General features: G+C 70.0%; 16 protein-coding genes. 7 read left to right on the top strand and 9 right to left on the bottom strand.

Going from position 1 to position 16,158, the window contains the following annotated elements; all coding sequences use genetic code 11:
- The first annotated feature begins 5 nt into the window (after positions 1-5).
- The gene (locus tag NZH93_RS20930) at positions 6-695 is read left to right on the top strand and encodes a hypothetical protein (RefSeq protein ID WP_259624836.1); all 690 of its coding nucleotides are present in this window, start codon (positions 6-8) and stop codon (positions 693-695) included.
- 150 nt (positions 696-845) lie between these two features.
- Here the strand turns inward: NZH93_RS20930 and NZH93_RS20925 are convergent, their stop codons facing one another.
- Positions 846-1,556: a fibronectin type III domain-containing protein gene (locus NZH93_RS20925; protein ID WP_259624835.1), complete on the bottom strand. Its 711-nt coding sequence runs from the start codon at positions 1,554-1,556 to the stop codon at positions 846-848.
- Positions 1,557-1,627: 71 nt separating this feature from the next.
- Positions 1,628-2,245 carry a hypothetical protein gene (locus tag NZH93_RS20920; protein WP_259624834.1) on the bottom strand — a complete coding sequence of 206 codons (618 nt, stop codon included), beginning with the start codon at positions 2,243-2,245 and terminating at the stop codon, positions 1,628-1,630.
- Positions 2,246-2,457: 212 nt separating this feature from the next.
- Here NZH93_RS20920 and NZH93_RS20915 point away from each other — a divergent pair, with 212 nt between their 5' ends.
- Positions 2,458-3,423 (top strand): RluA family pseudouridine synthase, encoded by a 966-nt coding sequence (locus tag NZH93_RS20915; RefSeq protein WP_259624833.1) that lies wholly within the window; start codon positions 2,458-2,460, stop codon positions 3,421-3,423.
- On the opposite strand, the gene NZH93_RS20910 is transcribed toward NZH93_RS20915, so the two are convergent.
- Together NZH93_RS20910 and NZH93_RS20905 are read right to left on the bottom strand one after the other, a co-directional pair.
- Positions 3,395-3,940 carry a DUF305 domain-containing protein gene (locus NZH93_RS20910; RefSeq protein WP_259624832.1) on the bottom strand — a complete coding sequence of 182 codons (546 nt, stop codon included), beginning with the start codon at positions 3,938-3,940 and terminating at the stop codon, positions 3,395-3,397. The two genes, NZH93_RS20915 and NZH93_RS20910, sit on opposite strands and share 29 nt — an antisense overlap.
- A 76-nt stretch (positions 3,941-4,016) precedes the next feature.
- Positions 4,017-4,556, bottom strand: coding sequence for a lytic polysaccharide monooxygenase auxiliary activity family 9 protein (locus NZH93_RS20905; RefSeq protein WP_259624831.1), 540 nt, complete (start codon positions 4,554-4,556; stop codon positions 4,017-4,019).
- A gap of 299 nt (positions 4,557-4,855) precedes the next feature.
- Between NZH93_RS20905 and NZH93_RS20900 the strand changes: the two genes are divergently transcribed.
- A complete protein-coding gene (locus NZH93_RS20900; protein WP_259624830.1) occupies positions 4,856-5,884 on the top strand; it encodes a C40 family peptidase in 1,029 nt (342 codons plus the stop codon).
- 22 nt (positions 5,885-5,906) lie between these two features.
- Here NZH93_RS20900 and NZH93_RS20895 read toward each other — a convergent pair whose 3' ends face one another.
- From NZH93_RS20895 to recQ, 4 genes are all read right to left on the bottom strand, one after another.
- On the bottom strand, positions 5,907-6,275 hold the full coding sequence (locus NZH93_RS20895) for a hypothetical protein (RefSeq protein ID WP_259624829.1): 369 nt from the start codon (positions 6,273-6,275) through the stop codon (positions 5,907-5,909).
- A gap of 452 nt (positions 6,276-6,727) precedes the next feature.
- Entirely contained in the window at positions 6,728-7,264 is a 537-nt protein-coding gene (locus NZH93_RS20890; RefSeq protein WP_259624828.1) for a roadblock/LC7 domain-containing protein, read from the bottom strand.
- Positions 7,261-7,629 (bottom strand): hypothetical protein, encoded by a 369-nt coding sequence (locus NZH93_RS20885; RefSeq protein ID WP_259624827.1) that lies wholly within the window; start codon positions 7,627-7,629, stop codon positions 7,261-7,263. The genes NZH93_RS20890 and NZH93_RS20885 overlap by 4 nt, the downstream gene beginning before the upstream one ends.
- A gap of 426 nt (positions 7,630-8,055) precedes the next feature.
- On the bottom strand, positions 8,056-9,894 hold the full coding sequence (recQ, locus tag NZH93_RS20880) for a DNA helicase RecQ (protein WP_259624826.1): 1,839 nt from the start codon (positions 9,892-9,894) through the stop codon (positions 8,056-8,058).
- 113 nt (positions 9,895-10,007) lie between these two features.
- Here recQ and NZH93_RS20875 point away from each other — a divergent pair, with 113 nt between their 5' ends.
- From NZH93_RS20875 to pdxR, 4 genes are all read left to right on the top strand, one after another.
- Positions 10,008-10,391 (top strand): VOC family protein, encoded by a 384-nt coding sequence (locus NZH93_RS20875; protein WP_259624825.1) that lies wholly within the window; start codon positions 10,008-10,010, stop codon positions 10,389-10,391.
- Between the two features lie 149 nt (positions 10,392-10,540).
- A complete protein-coding gene (locus NZH93_RS20870; RefSeq protein ID WP_259624824.1) occupies positions 10,541-10,729 on the top strand; it encodes a hypothetical protein in 189 nt (62 codons plus the stop codon).
- 160 nt (positions 10,730-10,889) lie between these two features.
- Positions 10,890-14,135 (top strand): GH92 family glycosyl hydrolase, encoded by a 3,246-nt coding sequence (locus NZH93_RS20865; protein ID WP_259624823.1) that lies wholly within the window; start codon positions 10,890-10,892, stop codon positions 14,133-14,135.
- Between the two features lie 35 nt (positions 14,136-14,170).
- A complete protein-coding gene (gene pdxR / locus NZH93_RS20860) occupies positions 14,171-15,592 on the top strand; it encodes a MocR-like pyridoxine biosynthesis transcription factor PdxR (protein ID WP_259624822.1) in 1,422 nt (473 codons plus the stop codon).
- Positions 15,593-15,718: 126 nt separating this feature from the next.
- Here pdxR and NZH93_RS20855 read toward each other — a convergent pair whose 3' ends face one another.
- Positions 15,719-15,967 (bottom strand): mycoredoxin, encoded by a 249-nt coding sequence (locus NZH93_RS20855; RefSeq protein ID WP_259624821.1) that lies wholly within the window; start codon positions 15,965-15,967, stop codon positions 15,719-15,721.
- Between the last annotated feature and the right edge of the window lie 191 nt (positions 15,968-16,158).

Raw genomic sequence — 16,158 nt, 5'->3', positions numbered from 1 at the left:
GACGCATGGAACTGCGACTGCCCGATCCAGGTGCGCTGTTCGGCCTGGCGAAATCGACCGTCGGATGGGCTGTCGACTCCGCCGTCGCGGTCGCCGCGGTACCCGGCCGGGTGCTCGGACTGCTCGACGCGGCGGAGTCGCTGGTGGGCCGGGTGGACGACGTGGTCACCCGCGCCGACACCCTGGTGCGGAAAACCGAAGCGGTCGTCGACGAGGTCACCGCCGTCGTGGAGAACGCCCGCGCGGTCAGCGCCTCGGCGCAGGTCGTGGTGGCCGACGCGCGGCGCGTGTCGACGGCGGCCGAGGCCGTGGTGACCGAGGTCGTCGACATCACCTCGCAGGCCAACGGCGTGGTCGTGGTGGCCGAGTCGACGGCCCGCACGGCCCACGAGCTGCTGGAGGCCTACTCCCCGCTGGCCCGCCAGGCGATGCCGCTGCTGCGCCGGTTCGTCGACGAGCTGTCGCCGCAGGAGATCGAGGCGGCCATCAAACTGGTCGACCAGCTCCCGGTGATCACCGAGCACGTGCTCTCGGACGTGCTGCCGATCCTCGCGACGCTCGACAAGGTGGGCCCGGACGTGCACCAGCTCCTGGAGGTCACGAACGACGTCCGCCAGGCGATCCTGGGCATTCCGGGCTTCAACTTCCTGCGCAAGCGCGGGGTGGACAAGGACCCGGAGAACGGCGAGGAATAGCCAACTTCACACCCCTCCGACCCGCCGTTCCCGGCGGGGGGTGCACCAGGGCTCCGGGCGGGGACACCCGTTCCCGCCCGGTCCCGACGCACCCTGCGGCGAAGCCCGGAGCGCCACGGCTCCGCACGACCGACAGTCCTCTGTGGACAATCAGTGGCCGTCCGGGTCCGGCCCGGTCTTGACGTGCGCGACGTTCGACGTCCCGCCCCAGAAGAACGCGCGGACCCGGTACGCGGCCGTCTTCTCGTCCGGCAGGGTGATCAGGCCCGCCGAGTTGGTGTTCGGGTCGAGCACGGCGGCCGGGGTGAACGTCGTGGCGCCCGCGGCCTTCACCTCCAGGAGGTAGCCGTCCTCGTCGGTGGCGTGGTCGGTCCAGGTGAACCTGATGCCGTTGGCGTGCTCGACCGTCGCCTGGAGGTCGGTGGGCGCGCCGCCGCCCGCGCGGAGGGCCGAGACGTCCGCGACGGTTCCGGGGACGGTCTTCGGGGTGATCCACCCGTGGTCCTCCGCCTGGGTCGCGTCGTCGAGTTCGCCGGGTGGGAGGGTGATTTCGCGCGATTCGGAAGTCGGGCCGGAATACGTGCGGACGCGGTAGTGGAAGTTCGTGTCGGGAATGAGGTCCGGGTGCCGGTAGGTCGTCCGCTCGACGGGCGTGTACTGGAGCGTCGTGTACTCGCCGCCCGGTTCGGTGGCGAATTCCACGGCTCGGCCCGCCGCACGGGCATCCGTCGTCGTCCACGTGAGCGTCGCGTTGAACGGGGAATCCAGAACGGCGGTCAACTCGGCCGGGGAATCCGTTCTCGAACACGCGGTGAGCGCCGCGGCGAGCACGAGCGCGGACAGGATCGGGAGCTTGGTCACGAGCCGCCCCTGGGGTTCGGAGTGGGGCCCTGCCGTCCCGCACGACCGGGACGGCAGGGCGGTCGGGGGACCTACTGGCGCCAGAACTTGACGCCGCTCCACACGACGGTGGCGGGGCCCTGGCCCGAACTCGTCCGGTACGCGCCGAACTTGTCGTAGAAGGTCCCGCCGGGGCTGGCGTAGGTGTGCTTCAGCGATCCGTTGACGTACGTCTTGTGGTTGCTGCCGATCCGGTGGACCGTGTTCACCCGCACTGACGTGCCGACAGTGGCCCCGGTGGCGATCGTCGCGCCGCCGTGGACGGCGTAGAGCCGACCGCCGCGCTCCACCGCGAGCATGAAGAACGGGCCGGGCTCGGAGTCGTTGAACGTCTGCTTCAGGCTGATCCGGGTGCCCGCGAGGCTGGAGATCCGGAAGGTGCCCTCGAACTGGCGGGCGCCGCCGCCGGAGTAGTTCGCGTACCGGCGTTCGGCCCTCTGGTCGCCACTGGCTGTGGAGCAGGTCAACTGGAACGTGAGGCCGTTGACGGTGCCGCAGCCGCGTTCCTGGACGGTGAACGACGGCGAGTAGGAGGTCCAGTTGCCCGATTCGACCTGGGCCTGCGCGGCCGGTGCGCCGACGATCCCCATTCCGGTGAGCGCGGCCGCCGCGAGCGCGAACACGCGCGTTCGGGAAAGCAGTCGTGACATCATTGTCCCTTCCGTGGTCGCGGCGGCGACTTGGAAGGCAAACGGTAAGGGCGTTCCTCGACCTCTTTCAAGAGGACGACGGATGTTTATGGACGTGAACGAGTCGATCATCCATTGTTCGCCATTCCGGAGGGCGGGCGCGGAAATCGAATTCATCCCGGTCCGTTCACCGCGCCGAACGCGGGGACCGGGAACGGTTACGCTCCCCCACGATGAGACGCAAGCTCAAGCCCCCGCTCCCCCAGCGGCACGGACTCGACCCCGCCCGGCTGCGGATGCCCGCGGAGGGGCCGTGGGCGACGCTGCGCGACCACCTGGTCGACCGGCTGCCGAAGGTGGACCCGGCGCGCATCGACCTGATGCTGCGCGAGAGCCGGATCGTGGACATGGACGGCCCGGTGCCGCCGAACGCCCCGTTCGTGCCGAACTCGTCGGTGTGGTTCCACCGCGACCTGCCGGACGAGGTGGCGGTGCCCTTCGAGATCGGCGTCGTGCACCGCGACGCGGACCTGCTGGTCGTGGACAAGCCGCACTTCCTCGCGACCATCCCGCGCGGCAAGCACATCCTGGAGACGGCGCTGGTGCGGCTGCGCCGCGAGCTGGACCTGCCGGACCTCGTGCCCGCGCACCGGCTGGACCGGGTGACCGCCGGGCTGATCATGTTCGTCGTGAACCCCGCGCGGCGCGGCGCGTACCAGACGCTGTTCCGGGATCGCCTGGTGCACAAGGAGTACGAGGCGGTGGCACCGTTCGACCCCGACCTCGAACTGCCGCGCACGGTGCGCAGCCGGATCGTCAAGGAGAAGGGCGTCATCACCGCGCAGGAACCGGACGGGCCGCCGAACAGCGAGACGCTCGTGGAGCTCGTCGAGCACCGCGACGGCCTCGGCCGGTACCGCCTGCTGCCGAGGACCGGCCGCACGCACCAGCTCCGGCTGCACATGGCCGGGCTCGGCGTGCCGATCCTCGGTGACGACTTCTACCCCGTCCTCACCGAGACGGCACTGGACGACTACCGGAAACCGTTGCAGCTCCTGGCGAAGGTGCTCGCGTTCACCGATCCGCTCACGGGCGCGCCGCGGCGGTTCGAGAGCCCGTCGACGCTGCTGGCCTGGCAGTCGCACGAGGCCTGGCTCGCGGGCCCGCCCGCTACCCGACCAGGCCCAGCAGCCGGCTGATCTCCTTGCTCCGCGACTCGCGGATCGAGGTCGCCAACTCCTTCGCCCCGGCGTTGCCCCCTCCATCCACTTCGGACTTGGTCAGTTCGACCGAGTTGTGCAGGTGCCCGGTCATCAGGTTGAGGAACGCTGTGTCGAACTCCGCGTCCGGTGTGGACTCGAGCGCGGCGATCTCGGCGGGACTGGTCTGGTGCAGCCCGCCGTGGTGCTGGTGCGCGCCGGGGTCGGCGTCCACCGCCGTCGGCTGACCCCACTCGGCCAGCCACCCCTTCATGGTCTCGGACTCCTTGCGCTGCACGGCGTCCAGCTCGGTGGCGAGGTCGCGCACGGCCGGTCTGACCGCCCGTTCCTTCGCCAGGCCGGTCAGCTCGATGCCCTGGTCGTGCAGTGGCAGCATCATCTGGAGGAACATCACGTCGGCCGCGTTGAAGTCGGCCTTCGCGTTCGGTTGTGCCGTGCCGCAGCCGGCGAGCAGCAGGAAGCCCGCGAGCAGCAGGACGAGCGGGTGGCGGTTCATGGTCCTCCACGGTGTGAGCGCGAGAAGGGAGGGACCCGCGCCCCGCGCGCGGAGCGCGGGTCCCCGACGCGAGTGGCTAGGCCGCGGCCAGCTTCGCCCCGCCCACCTGCAAGTCGACGCACGCGTAGAACGCGTTCGCCGTGTCGGCGATGTTCCACACCGCGAGGACCTTCTGCCTGCCCGTGCGACCACCGAGGCTGACCGAGTGGCTCACGGTCGCGCCCGGCTGCCTGCCGCCGTCGTTGAAGACGGCGATGCGCGTGCCGCCGATGAAGTACTCCCACGTGCTGGTGGCGTGGCGCGCCGTCAGCACCCAGTTGAAGTTGACCGTGCCGCCCACCGAGGCCGCGGGCCAACCCTTGCTCTCATCGCTCAGCACGCTGAAGCGCGAGTTGCCGTGGCAGTTCTTGACGCCCTTAGGCCCTTCGACGCTCTGCGGCTCCCAGACGATGTCGCCGCAGTTCTGGACGCGGCCCTGGGCGCAGTTCGCCTGCCTGCTGGGTGGGGACGAGATGTAGCCGTGCGCACTCGCCGTGCCCGCGGGCGACAGGACGACGATCAGGGGTGCGATACCGATGGCGACCGCCGCCGCGGCGATCTTGCTCCTCATGCTCATGACAGCTCCTCTGGAGTGAACGGCAGTTCCCAGGTGGAGGGCACGACGTGAGCGCCGACCACCGCAGGGGTGGGAACCCGATGCAGCGGATACGTGATCCACGCTCCGTGCCAACGCGGCGGAATTGGCACGGTTCTCTTTCGGCCACGAGGTTTCCGCTGGTCAGCGGATCCAGGTTGTCACTTGTTCATGTGGTCTAGACCAGAAACGTTAGCGACCTCGGACAAACCGGTCAAGACGCATTGGTGAGCTATGGACGAATTCTGAACCGAGAACCCCCACATGCCGTAGAGCCGGGTATGACGTCGTCGCCCGTCAAGCGCACCGCCGCGACCGTTCTCGCGGCGGCGGTCATCGCCGCTCTCGCCGTCGCCCCGGCGGCGGCCGAACCGCTGCCCCCGAACTCCTCCGAGGCGCTCAAGCGGTACACCGGTCTGACGCACGACGCCGAGGTCCTCAACGAGGACCACCTGCGCGCCCAGGAGGACAAGCGGGCGAAGCAGGGCGAGTTGGACCGCGCGAACCAGGACCTCGTGACGGCCGGGCAGGCGCTGGACCGGGCGACCGCGGCCGAGGAGCAGTTCCGGGGTCAGGTGGACCTGCTGACCGAGGCCTCCTTCCAGGGCGCGCGGTTCACCGGCCTGTCGGCGATGCTCGTCTCGGACTCGCAGACTGACTTCCTCACCAGGATGTCGGCGATGGACGTGCTGGCCGCCGACCAGGCGGCCTCGCTGGACTCGCTGTCGGCCGCGCTCGCCGACGCCGCCGCGGCCAAGGCCGGGGCGAAGGACGCCCAGAAACGGGCGTCGGAGGCCTCGGCCGCGGCGGACGAACTCGTCACGGACATCGAGGAGAAGCGGGTGGCGCTGGTGTCACAGGTGACCGAGGCCCGCAGGCAGTACGACTCGCTGAACTCCTCAGACCGGGCGGTGCTCGCGAACAAGGGCGACACGGCCGCGGTCGCCACGCCGTCCGGTGCCGCGGGGAAGGCGCTGGCGTTCGCGCTGGAGCAGCGCGGGAAGCCCTACGTCTTCGGCTCGAACGGCCCCAACTCGTGGGACTGCTCCAGCCTGACGCAGGCGTCGTACCGGGCGGCCGGTGTGACCATCCCCAGGGTCACCTACACGCAGGCCACCACCGGACGGGCGGTGTCGCGCGGCGAGGTCCAGCCGGGTGACCTGATCATCTACTACTCCGGCCAGTCGCACGTGGCCATGGCCGTGGACGGCGTCCGGGCCGTGCACGCCTCCACCGAGGGCGTCCCGGTGAAGATCGCCGACATCGACGACATCGGCCCGATCAGCGTGATCCGGCGGATCGTGGGCTGACGGCCCGGTCGCGGACGGGCCGCTAGACCGTCAGCCTGGCCTCGACGCGCTTCAGGTAGTGCCGCGCCAGCGCGAGGTTCGCGTGCTCGCGGTCCAGCACCAGGTAGAGGAACAGCGTCGGGTTCCCCTTGGCGGCCGAGAGCGGCCGGATCAGGTGGTACTGGCGGTTCAGGGTGATCAGGATGTCCTCGATGGTGTCGTTCAGCGCCAGGGAGGCCATGACCCGGAGCTTCGCCCTGACGACCTCGGTGTTGCCCGCCGCGGCGACGTCGAGGTCCAGCTCACCCCCGCCGAGCGTGCCAAGGGACATGCCGCTGTCGTAGTCGACCAGCGCCACCCCCACCGCACCGGCGATGGACATGGATTCTTTCAAGGCTAAGTCGATGCTCATGGAGAAAGTGGCCCTTCACAGGTGATCGGACGCGTGCCGGGTTACCGAGCGGACATTTCCGCATGGGTGAAAGCAGCGGCGCCTAGCAAATCACACCACGTCGCGAAGCCGCACGGAAAAACGACCGATTGGAGCAACCGTGTCACCTGACGGCCGAGATGAGTGCGGTGTGTAACACCCAGAGCGAGGAGTCACCGTCCGCTAGATCGAGGTGACACAGCGTCTGACTAGCACAACTGCGCCCTCCGGGCGGATCGGCCCGCGCCACACCGCACATCTCGCACCACACCGCCGACACGGAGAGTCACATCGGCGTGACCATGCGGGAAAAGACGTCGAAAAGCCCTATCGACAATCTGAACGACCACGTTCCCCATTAGGCCCCGAAGGCGGAAATGAGCGAACCGGAACTCCGCCCGCATTTCTCGGGGTCCACCGCGAAGGGACGGAGCTCACCCCTGGGGTTCCTCGAAGTACGCGCGGCGGTTCGCGCGCACGGTGTGGACCCGCTGGCGCAGGACCACGTGCTGGAGCAGTGACAGCGCCTGCTTGGCCGCTATGTTGAACAACCCCATGGTGATGTCCCGCTCGCCGAAGACGACGAGCAGGAGCGACGCCTCGACCGGGAACACGCAGACGTAGCCCGAGGTGCCCTCGAAGACCGCGGCGCGCGGCTCACCGATCCCGGCCTGACCGGTGAACTGCACCGCGAGCCCGACGGCCGCCGCGGACATGGCGGCGACGGCCTCGTTCTCGACGTCCCTGGTGTCGCTGGCCAGTACCAGGCCGTCCTGGGTGGCCACCAGGAGCCCGGTCACCCGGTCGACCTGGCCGCGGATCGTCCGGAGCGTCTCCGTCATCCCGGCCGCGTCGAACGGCGGCTGCGTGACCACCGGTCCCATCGGCAGGGGCTTGGTGGCCGTCGAGGACGGCCTGCGTGTCGGCAGCGGGGAGCCGGAGTCCTGCCTGCGGGATTCGGCGGCGCTCATACGGACAGGTTGGCTTCGATGCGCTTGAGGCTGTGCCGTGCGAGGGCGAGGTTCGCCCGCTCGCGGTCCAGCACCAGGTAGAGGAACAGCGTCGAGTTGCCCCTGGCGGACAGCGGCCGGATCAGGTGGTACTGGCGGGCCAGGGTGATCAGGATGTCCTCGATGGCGTCGTTCAGCGCGAGCGACGCCATGACCCGGAGCTTCGCCCGGACCACCTCGGTGTTGCCCGCCGCGGCGACGTCCAGGTCGAGCCAGTCACCGCCACCCAGGGAGCCGAGGGACATGCCGCTGTCGTAGTCGACCAGCGCCACCCCCACCGCACCCGTGATGGACATGGATTCCTTCAACGCCAAGTCGATGCTCATGGAGAAATTGACCCCTCATAAACGATCAGGTGTACGTCGGGCGAACGCGCGGGCCGAGTCAACCACACTCTAATTGGGCATTGGCAACCGCGCTTGGCGAATCACACTATGTCTCTCAGGCGTAGCTCAATACGGCTGTTTGGAGCAACCTAGGTCACCTGTTGATCTCGAACAGCCCCGATAAGTGCGGTGAGTAGCCGGCCATGAGGGCACGGTTACCGCCTGCTGCCAGGAACTACGCCGAAGGGCGTACCGGCTGGACCACTGCGGATCGAGGGTCGGTCGCACGTCACAACAACGGCGTGGAACCCCTGCTAACAAACATTCGGGGTCGAACGATGTGACGAATAATGGCAGCGAACCGCGCCCCGGCCAGCGGGAGCGCGGTTCGACTTCTGCGTGCGGGGAAAAGCTAAAGCGCGACGCCTACTCCGCGAGCGTGTCCAGAATTCCTTGGCCGTACTTCGCGAGCTTGTTCTCACCGACGCCGTTGACCGTGCCCAGCTCCTCCAGGGAGCCGGGTGAGAGCGTCGCGATCTGCCGCAGCGTCGCGTCGTGGAAGACGACGTACGCGGGCACGCCCTGCTCCTTCGCCGTCGCGGCGCGCCAGGCCCGCAGGCGCTCGAACACCGGGGCCGCCTCGGCGGGCATGTCCACGACCGCGGCGGCGGTCTTGGCCGCACGGGCGGGCCTCGCGGCGCGGACGCGTTCGGGCTCGCGGCGGAGCACGACCTCGCGCTTGCGGCCCAGCACGTCGGCGCTGGCGGGCGTCAGGACGAGCGTGCCGTAGTCGCCCTCCACCGCCAGGAGGCCCTGGGCGAGGAGTTGGCGGACCACGCCGCGCCACTCGGTCTCGCGGAGGTCGGCGCCGATGCCGAAGACGGTCAGGGAGTCGTGGTCGAACTGGATGACCTTGGCCGTCTTCTTGCCCAGCAGGATGTCGATCAACTGGCCCGCGCCGAACTTCTGCCTGCGCTCGTTCTGCAACCGGTACACCGTCGACAGCAGCTTCTGCGCGGCGATGGTGCCGTCCCACGACTCCGGCGGGGACAGGCAGGTGTCGCAGTTGCCGCAGGGCGTTCCCTCCTGGCCGAAGTAGGCGAGGAGGCGGGCGCGGCGGCAGTCGACCGTCTCGCACAGCGCGAGCATCGCGTCGAGGTGCAGCCCGAGCATCCGGCGGTGGGCCTGGTCACCCTCCGACGTGTCGATCATCTTGCGCTGCTGCACCACGTCCTGGAGGCCGTACGCCAGCCACGCCGTCGACGGCAGGCCGTCGCGGCCCGCGCGGCCGGTCTCCTGGTAGTAGCCCTCGACCGACTTGGGCAGGTCGAGGTGCGCGACGAACCGGACGTCCGGCTTGTCGATGCCCATGCCGAACGCGATGGTCGCGACCATGACGAGGCCGTCCTCGCGGAGGAACCGCGACTGGTTGACCGCGCGGACGCCCGAGTCGAGGCCCGCGTGGTAGGGCAGGGCGGGGATCCCGTTCTGGACCAGGAACTCCGCCGTCTTCTCCACCGACGCGCGGGACAGGCAGTAGACGATGCCCGCGTCACCCGCATGCTCGGTGCGGAGCAGGTCGAGCAACTGCTTCTTCGGCTCGTTCTTGGGCTCGATGCGGTACTGGATGTTCGGCCGGTCGAAGCTCGCGACGAAGTGCCGGGCCTTCTTGAGGTTCAGCCTGGTCGCGATCTCCTGGTGCGTCGCCTCCGTCGCGGTCGCCGTCAGCGCGATGCGGGGCACGTCCGGCCACCGCTCGTGCACGGCCGAGAGCGCCAGGTAGTCCGGGCGGAAGTCGTGGCCCCACTGGGAAACGCAGTGGGCCTCGTCGATCGCGAACAGCGAGACCTTCCCCCGGTCCAGCAGGCGCGCCGTCGACTCGAGGCGCAGGCGCTCCGGGGCCAGGTAGAGGAGGTCCAGCTCCCCCGCCAGGAACTCCGACTCGACCATGCTGCGCTCGTCCGGGTTCTGCGTCGAGTTCAGGAAGCCGGCGCGCACGCCGACGTTGCGCAGCGCGTCGACCTGGTCCTGCATCAACGCGATCAGCGGCGAGATGACCACCCCGACACCCGGCCTGACGAGCGCGGGGATCTGGTAGCAGAGGGACTTGCCGCCACCTGTCGGCATCAGCACGAGCGCGTCTCCGCCCGCGACCACGTGCTCGATGACGTCCTGCTGGCTGCCGCGGAACTCGGCGTACCCGAACACCCGCTGGAGTACTTCGCGGGCTTCGCTCACGCCGGTTCCGGTGTCGGGGGAGGACATGGCGGCGATCCTACGAGGGGGGTCCGACAGAAAGACCGGCGAGTTGACTTCCAGCGCGGTGGAGGTTCTAGCCTCAACGGTTCGGGACAACGCGAAAAGGGGGCTTCACCAGCATGGCAGTGCGGTTGAACCACACGATCGTGGCAGCGCGGGACGCGAAGGCGTCCGCCGAGTTCCTGGCGGAGGTGATGGGCCTGCCCGCACCAGTGCCGTTCGGGCCGTTCGTCACCGTGCAGACCGACGGCGACACCACCCTCGACTACATGACCACGCCGGGCTCGATCACCACGCAGCACTACGCGTTCCTGGTCGACGAGCCCGACTTCGACGCGATCTTCGGCCGCGTCCGGGAACGCGGGCTCACCTACTGGTCCGATCCCCACCACCAGGACGAGGGCCGGATCAACACCCACGACGGCGGGCGGGGCGTGTACTTCGACGACCCGGACGGGCACGCGCTGGAGATCATCACCCGGCCGTACGGCAGCGGGGCGTGACGCGGTCCCGCGCGTGAACCGAGGTCGCCGGGGCGCACACCCCGGCGGCCGTCGCGCCGGACCCGGAGGTCGTGGGGCGGCGGTCGCGTCGGTCGGAGGAGGCCCGAGCTAGGCCCGTCGCCCGTGGCGCTACGGTCCTCGTCCGACCGATGGAGGACTCGGCGGTCCGTCTCCAGTCCGTCACCGCGACCCACTCCGCGCACGCGCTGCCGATCGCGCGGCCCGGTGCCCACCACGCCCGCGTCCACGCCGGGAACCGGGACGAGGCCGCCGAACTCGACGAGGGGACCTTCGAATCCGGCGTCGAGCGCTGGCTCGTCCAGCTCTGGCAGGCGTAGCCGTCCCGTCGTTCGTCGTGGAGCGAACGGTTGGCGCGCGGTCCTGTTTTGTCTTGTCGGTTCTCGTTCGGGTCGTTGACAGGCGGAGGCCTGCCCTGACACGGTGCGTGGCAGGTGAAGGACCGTGGGGCATGACAACGATGTCATAGAGGAGGACCTGGTGCGCAGCAGACGAACCCGTGTCGCGGGGGTGCTCGCCGGAGCGCTCGTGGCGGGCTTGCTCGCCACGCCGCCCGCGACGGCGGCCCCCGCGGAGGACCCGACCGGGCTGGTGAACCCGTTCGTCGGCACCCAGAACTTCGGCAACACCTTCCCCGGCGCCAGCGCGCCGTTCGGGATGGTGCAGGTCAGCCCGGACACCGGCGGCCAGGGCGGGTACGACTACCAGCAGGGCACGATCTACGGGTTCAGCCAGACGCACCTGTCCGGCGTGGGCTGCGGGGTCGCGGGCGAGCTGCCGATGATGCCGACGACCGGCGCCGTCACGAGCGTCGACCCGAACGTCTACCGGTCGCCGTACTCCCACTCCGACGAGGCCGCGACGCCCGGCTACTACCGCGTCGGCCTGTCGAAGTACGGGGTGAACTCGGAGCTGACCGCCACCACCCGCACGGGCTGGCAACGGCACACGTTCCCGGCGACGGGCGCGGCGAACATCCTCTTCAACACCGGCAAGGCCAACCAGAACGTGTTCGACTCCGAGGTGCACGTCGTCGGCGACCGCACGGTCGAGGGCCGGGTCAAGGCCGGCGGGTTCTGCGCGGGCCGCGACGAGCACACCGTGTACTTCACCGCCACGTTCGACCGCCCGTTCGCGTCCTTCGGGTCGTGGCGCGGGTCGACCACGACGCCCGGCAGCCGTGACGCGGCGGGCACCGGCTCCAACGGCGCGTGGGTCACGTTCGACGCCACCGCCGACCGCGACGTCGTCGTGAAGGTCGGCCTGTCCTACACCGGCGCCGAGGGCGCGCGGAAGAACCTCGCGGCCGAGACGACGAACCACGACTTCGAGGCCACGAAGCAGAAGGCGCACGACGACTGGGTCGCGCAGCTCGGGGCGATCACCATCGGCGGCGGCTCGGTCGAGCGGCGGACGGCGTTCTACACCGCGCTCTACCACTCGCTGCTGCACCCGAACCTCGCCGGTGACGTCGACGGGAAGTACGTCGGGTTCGACGGCGCGGTGCACACCGCGTCCGGGTTCACGCCGTACCAGAACTTCTCGCTGTGGGACACCTACCGGCCGCAGAACCAGCTCCTGGAGATGCTCCGCCCGGACGTGGCGCGGGACGTCGCCCTGTCGCTCGTGGCGGCGGGCCGCGACGGCGGCTGGCTGCCGCGCTGGGCGCTCGCCAACAGCGAGACCAACATCATGACCGGCGACCCGGTCACCCCGTTCCTGGTGGAGGCGTGGTCGAAGGGCCTGCTCGCCGGGTACGAGGAGGAGGCGTACGCGTTGCTGCGCAAGAACGCCACGAGCCTCCCGCCCGCTTCCTCGCCGTACAACGGCCGTTCCGGCGTCGAGTTCTACAACGACCGCGGCTACGTCCCGTCCGGCTTGAAGCTGGGCACCGACTGCGCGCACAAGGGCGGCGACAACGACTGCGTGCACCCGGCATCGGCGACGCTGGAGTACGCGGCGGCCGACGCCTCGCTCGCGCTGATGGCCAAGGGGCTCGGGAAGACCGCCGACGCCACGCTGTTCGCCGGTCGCGGCCAGTGGTACCGCAACCTGTGGGACTCGTCGATCTCCCAGTTCCGCCCGCGCACCGCCGAGGGCACCTGGCTCGCGCCGTACGACCCGGTCGAGGCGGGGCACCAGTTCCACGAGGGCGGCGCGTACCAGTACCAGTGGCTGGTCCCGCAGGACCCGGCCGGGATGGTCGCCCTGATGGGCGGCAAGGCGGCCACGACCAAGCGGCTGGACGACTTCTTCGTCTACGACAAGCTGCTCGCCGACCCCGCGGGCACCGCGCGCCGCGACTGGATCACCCAGCCCTACGACTACTACGGCAAGCCCACGTACAACCCCAACAACGAGCCCGACCTGCTCGCGCCGTACGTGTACCTGTGGTCCGGTGCCCCCGCGAAGACCGCGACCGTCGTGCGGGCGGCGATGACGCTGTTCACCACCGGCCCGGACGGCATGACCGGGAACGACGACCTGGGCACGATGTCCGCCTGGTACGTGTTCTCCTCGCTCGGGATGTACCCGACGATGAGCGGCGGCGACTTCATGGCGCTGTCCAGCCCGCAGTTCGAGACGGCGACCGTCCGGATCGGACAGTACGCGTCGTCGCAGGGCGGCACGCTGACCGTGACCGCGCCGGGCGTCACCGACGCCAACCGGTACGTGCAGGCGGTGAAGTTCAAGGGCGCCAACCACACGAAGACGTGGCTGGACTGGAAGGCGATGGCCAAGGGCGGCACGCTGGCCTACCAGGTCGGCGCCACGCCGTCGGCGTGGGGCACGCAGGCCGGGTCGGAACCGCCGTCGATCAACAAGGCTCCCGCCGACGGCCGCGAGCACGTGGACGCGTCCGTGCGGCCCGCGTCGGCGATCCTGCCGACCAAGGGTTCCGCGCAGACCCTGACGCTGAGCCTGGACGTCCTCGGCCAGTCCCCCGGCACGCTGTCGGTGCCGCTCAAGACCGTCGTGCCGCCCGGCTGGGGCTCGACGCTGCAACGGGCTCCGCTGCTGATCGAGTCGAAGCGGCTGCCGGTGCAGAAGACCGTGACGCTGCCCATCACCGTCCCGGCCAACACCGCTCCCGGCACGTACCAGGTGAAGGTCACCGCCGGGGCGGTCACCCGGATCGCCACCGTGGAGATCCGGGCGGCGGGGAGCTGCGCGACCGTGGTGGGCGGCCAGTGCGCCGTGGACCTCGGCCGCGAGCGCAACCACGACGGCGCGGCCACGGTTTCCCAGTCCTCCCAGGGGAACTTCGACGGCGGCGGCTGGAGCTACGACGGCGCCCTGCTGCCCGCAGCGGGCACGGTCTCCTGGGGTGGCGTGACGTACTCGACGCCGGACCCCACCGGCACGGCGAACAACTTCGTCGAGACCCGCGGCCAAGCGGTGCTGCTGCCGCAGGGGAACTACAGCGCGGTCAAGCTCGTCTCGGCCTCCCACAACGGTCCGGTGACAGGCGCGGTGACGCTGCGGTACGCGGACGGCACCAGCACCCAGGTGTCGGTCACGGTCGGCGACTGGGCGGGCTCGACCCCGCCCGGCAGCACGGTCGTGCTCGACATGCCGCACCGCATCAAGGCGGGCCAGGGCGTGGACGGGCCGCCGGTGCGGCTGTTCGGCCAGTCGCTGCCCGTCGACCCGGCCAAGGTGCTCCAGTCGGTCACGCTGCCCGACGACCCCCGTGTGGAGGTGTACGCCGTCACCCTGGTCTGATGGGCGGTTCCCCGGTGTGAAGAGGTGGACCGAGCGTGGACCTGCACGTGAGCCTGGACGGACGTCGTGAGCTGACCGCCCAGATCTACCTTCAGGTCCGCGCCGCCATCCTGGACGGGCGGCTGCGGCCCGGCGAGGCCCTGCCGCCCACCAGGGAGCTGGCCGCCGCGCTCTCGGTGTCCCGCAACACGGCCAACGCGGCGTACGAGAAGCTCGCCGCGGAGGGCTTCCTCACCAGCCGGGTCGGCGTCGGCACGTTCGTCAGCGACCTCCCGTTCCACGGCGGGGCCGAACCCGAGGTGCCCACGTCACCGCTGCGCCCGCGGCCGATGTGGGACGGCATGCCCGACCCGCCGGACCTCTCCGCGATGGGCACCAGGTACGACTTCCGACCGGGTATGCCGGACGCCCGCTCCTTCCCGTTCGCCACCTGGCGGGCCATGCTGTCCCGCCAGCTCCGCGACTCGGCCACCAGGCTCGGGATGTACGGCGAACCCATGGGGCACGCGGGTTTGCGCGCCTCGATCGCCCGCCACGTCGGCCTCTCGCGCGCCGTGCGGGCCACCGCGGCCGATGTCATGGTCACCGCGGGCGTGCAGCAGGCCGTCGACCTGATCGCACGGGTGATGCTCGCGCCCGGCGACGTGGTCGCCGTGGAGGACCCCTGCTACCCGCCGGTCAAGCGGCTGTTCCAGGCGATGGGCGTGCGCCTCGTCGGCGTCCCCGTCGACGCGGAGGGCCTGGTCGTCTCCCAGCTCCCGGAGGACGCGAAGCTGGTGTACACCAGCCCGTCGCACCAGTTCCCGCTCGGCTACGCCCTCTCGCTGTCCCGACGCCTCGCGCTGCTCGCGTGGGCGGACCGGGTGGACGCCGTGATCGTCGAGGACGACTACGACAGCGAGTTCCGCTGGACCGGCCGCCCCGTGGAACCCCTGCACGCCCTGGACCGCACCGGCCGCGTCGTCTACGTCAGCTCGTTCTCCAAGGTCCTCCTGCCGACGCTGCGAGTCGGCTTCTGCGTCGCTCCCCCGTCGTTGCACGCCGCCTTGCGCAAGGCCAAGCACCTGGCCGACTGGCACTCCGCCAGCCCCGTGCAGGGGGCGCTCGCGGAGTTCATCGACGCGGGCCTGCTGGCGGGACACCTGCGGAAGATGCGCCGCGTCTACCGAGCGCGGCGCGACCGGATGGCGATCGCCTTCGACCAGGACTTCACCGAACATTTGGAACCCATCACCAGCGCGGCGGGCCTGCACATGACCGCGTGGCTCCGCACCGATCGCCCCGGCGAGGACGCGGCCATCATCGCTCGGGCCCGCGAGCAGGACGTCGCGATGCACTCCATGGCGCTCTGCGGCGTCGACCGCGTCCCCAGGCAGGGATTCGTGTTCGGCTACGGCCTGATCGCCACCGACGACGTCGAGGAAGGCCTGCGCCGCATGCGCTCGGCGTTCACGTGACCACGCCGTCATTGGCCCAGTCCGTTCGGACCGTTCCTGGTACTTCCACCGCGCACCGCACGTTCCTAGGCTTCGAACCGGGCCGGGCACGGGGAGGGACCCCCACGCCCGACCAGCGGTCCGGCACTAGCCCAACTGCGACTTGACCTGGGCGATCGAGGGGTTCGTCAAGGTCTCGCCGTTGGGGAAGTGCAGCGTGGGCACGGTCTGATTCCCACCGTTGACGCTCTCGACGAAGTCAGCGGCACCGGGAGTCCGCTCGATGTCCACCTCGATGTACTCGATGCCTTCACGCTTCAGTTGGTTCTTCAGGCTGTAGCAGAAGCCGCACCAGGAGGTCGAGTACATCGTCAGGGTCGCGGGCGCAGCGGACATCGGGTTGTCGCTCCTCGGGTAGGGGGAGATCGGTTCCGCAGGTGCAACGCGCGAATCACCCCCATCGTTACCCCACGACGGGGGTGATTCGCACGTCAGATTAGAAATCTGAACGGTGACGCTCAGGTCCGGGCGGCCCCGCTGCTTTCGACCAGGCCCCTGGTACCCCCGCATCCTTCGCCCTACGCGGC

This window comes from Umezawaea endophytica, assembly GCF_025061645.1.
GTDB classification, from domain to species: domain Bacteria; phylum Actinomycetota; class Actinomycetes; order Mycobacteriales; family Pseudonocardiaceae; genus Umezawaea; species Umezawaea endophytica.
The sequence above is the reverse complement of the archived record's forward strand: the minus strand, read 5'-3'. Positions and strand labels throughout refer to the sequence as shown.

Coding starts and splice junctions, on each gene's coding strand:
- NZH93_RS20885 (WP_259624827.1), bottom strand. CDS start 7,629: ATGAGCATCGACTTGGCGTTGAAGGAATCCATGTCCATCACGGGTGCG.
- NZH93_RS20910 (WP_259624832.1), bottom strand. CDS start 3,940: ATGAACCGCCACCCGCTCGTCCTGCTGCTCGCGGGCTTCCTGCTGCTC.
- NZH93_RS20875 (WP_259624825.1), top strand. CDS start 10,008: ATGGCAGTGCGGTTGAACCACACGATCGTGGCAGCGCGGGACGCGAAG.
- NZH93_RS20900 (WP_259624830.1), top strand. CDS start 4,856: ATGACGTCGTCGCCCGTCAAGCGCACCGCCGCGACCGTTCTCGCGGCG.
- NZH93_RS20915 (WP_259624833.1), top strand. CDS start 2,458: ATGAGACGCAAGCTCAAGCCCCCGCTCCCCCAGCGGCACGGACTCGAC.
- NZH93_RS20890 (WP_259624828.1), bottom strand. CDS start 7,264: ATGAGCGCCGCCGAATCCCGCAGGCAGGACTCCGGCTCCCCGCTGCCG.
- NZH93_RS20905 (WP_259624831.1), bottom strand. CDS start 4,556: ATGAGCATGAGGAGCAAGATCGCCGCGGCGGCGGTCGCCATCGGTATC.
- NZH93_RS20930 (WP_259624836.1), top strand. CDS start 6: ATGGAACTGCGACTGCCCGATCCAGGTGCGCTGTTCGGCCTGGCGAAA.
- recQ (WP_259624826.1), bottom strand. CDS start 9,894: ATGTCCTCCCCCGACACCGGAACCGGCGTGAGCGAAGCCCGCGAAGTA.
- NZH93_RS20870 (WP_259624824.1), top strand. CDS start 10,541: ATGGAGGACTCGGCGGTCCGTCTCCAGTCCGTCACCGCGACCCACTCC.
- NZH93_RS20895 (WP_259624829.1), bottom strand. CDS start 6,275: ATGAGCATCGACTTAGCCTTGAAAGAATCCATGTCCATCGCCGGTGCG.
- NZH93_RS20855 (WP_259624821.1), bottom strand. CDS start 15,967: ATGTCCGCTGCGCCCGCGACCCTGACGATGTACTCGACCTCCTGGTGC.
- NZH93_RS20920 (WP_259624834.1), bottom strand. CDS start 2,245: ATGTCACGACTGCTTTCCCGAACGCGCGTGTTCGCGCTCGCGGCGGCC.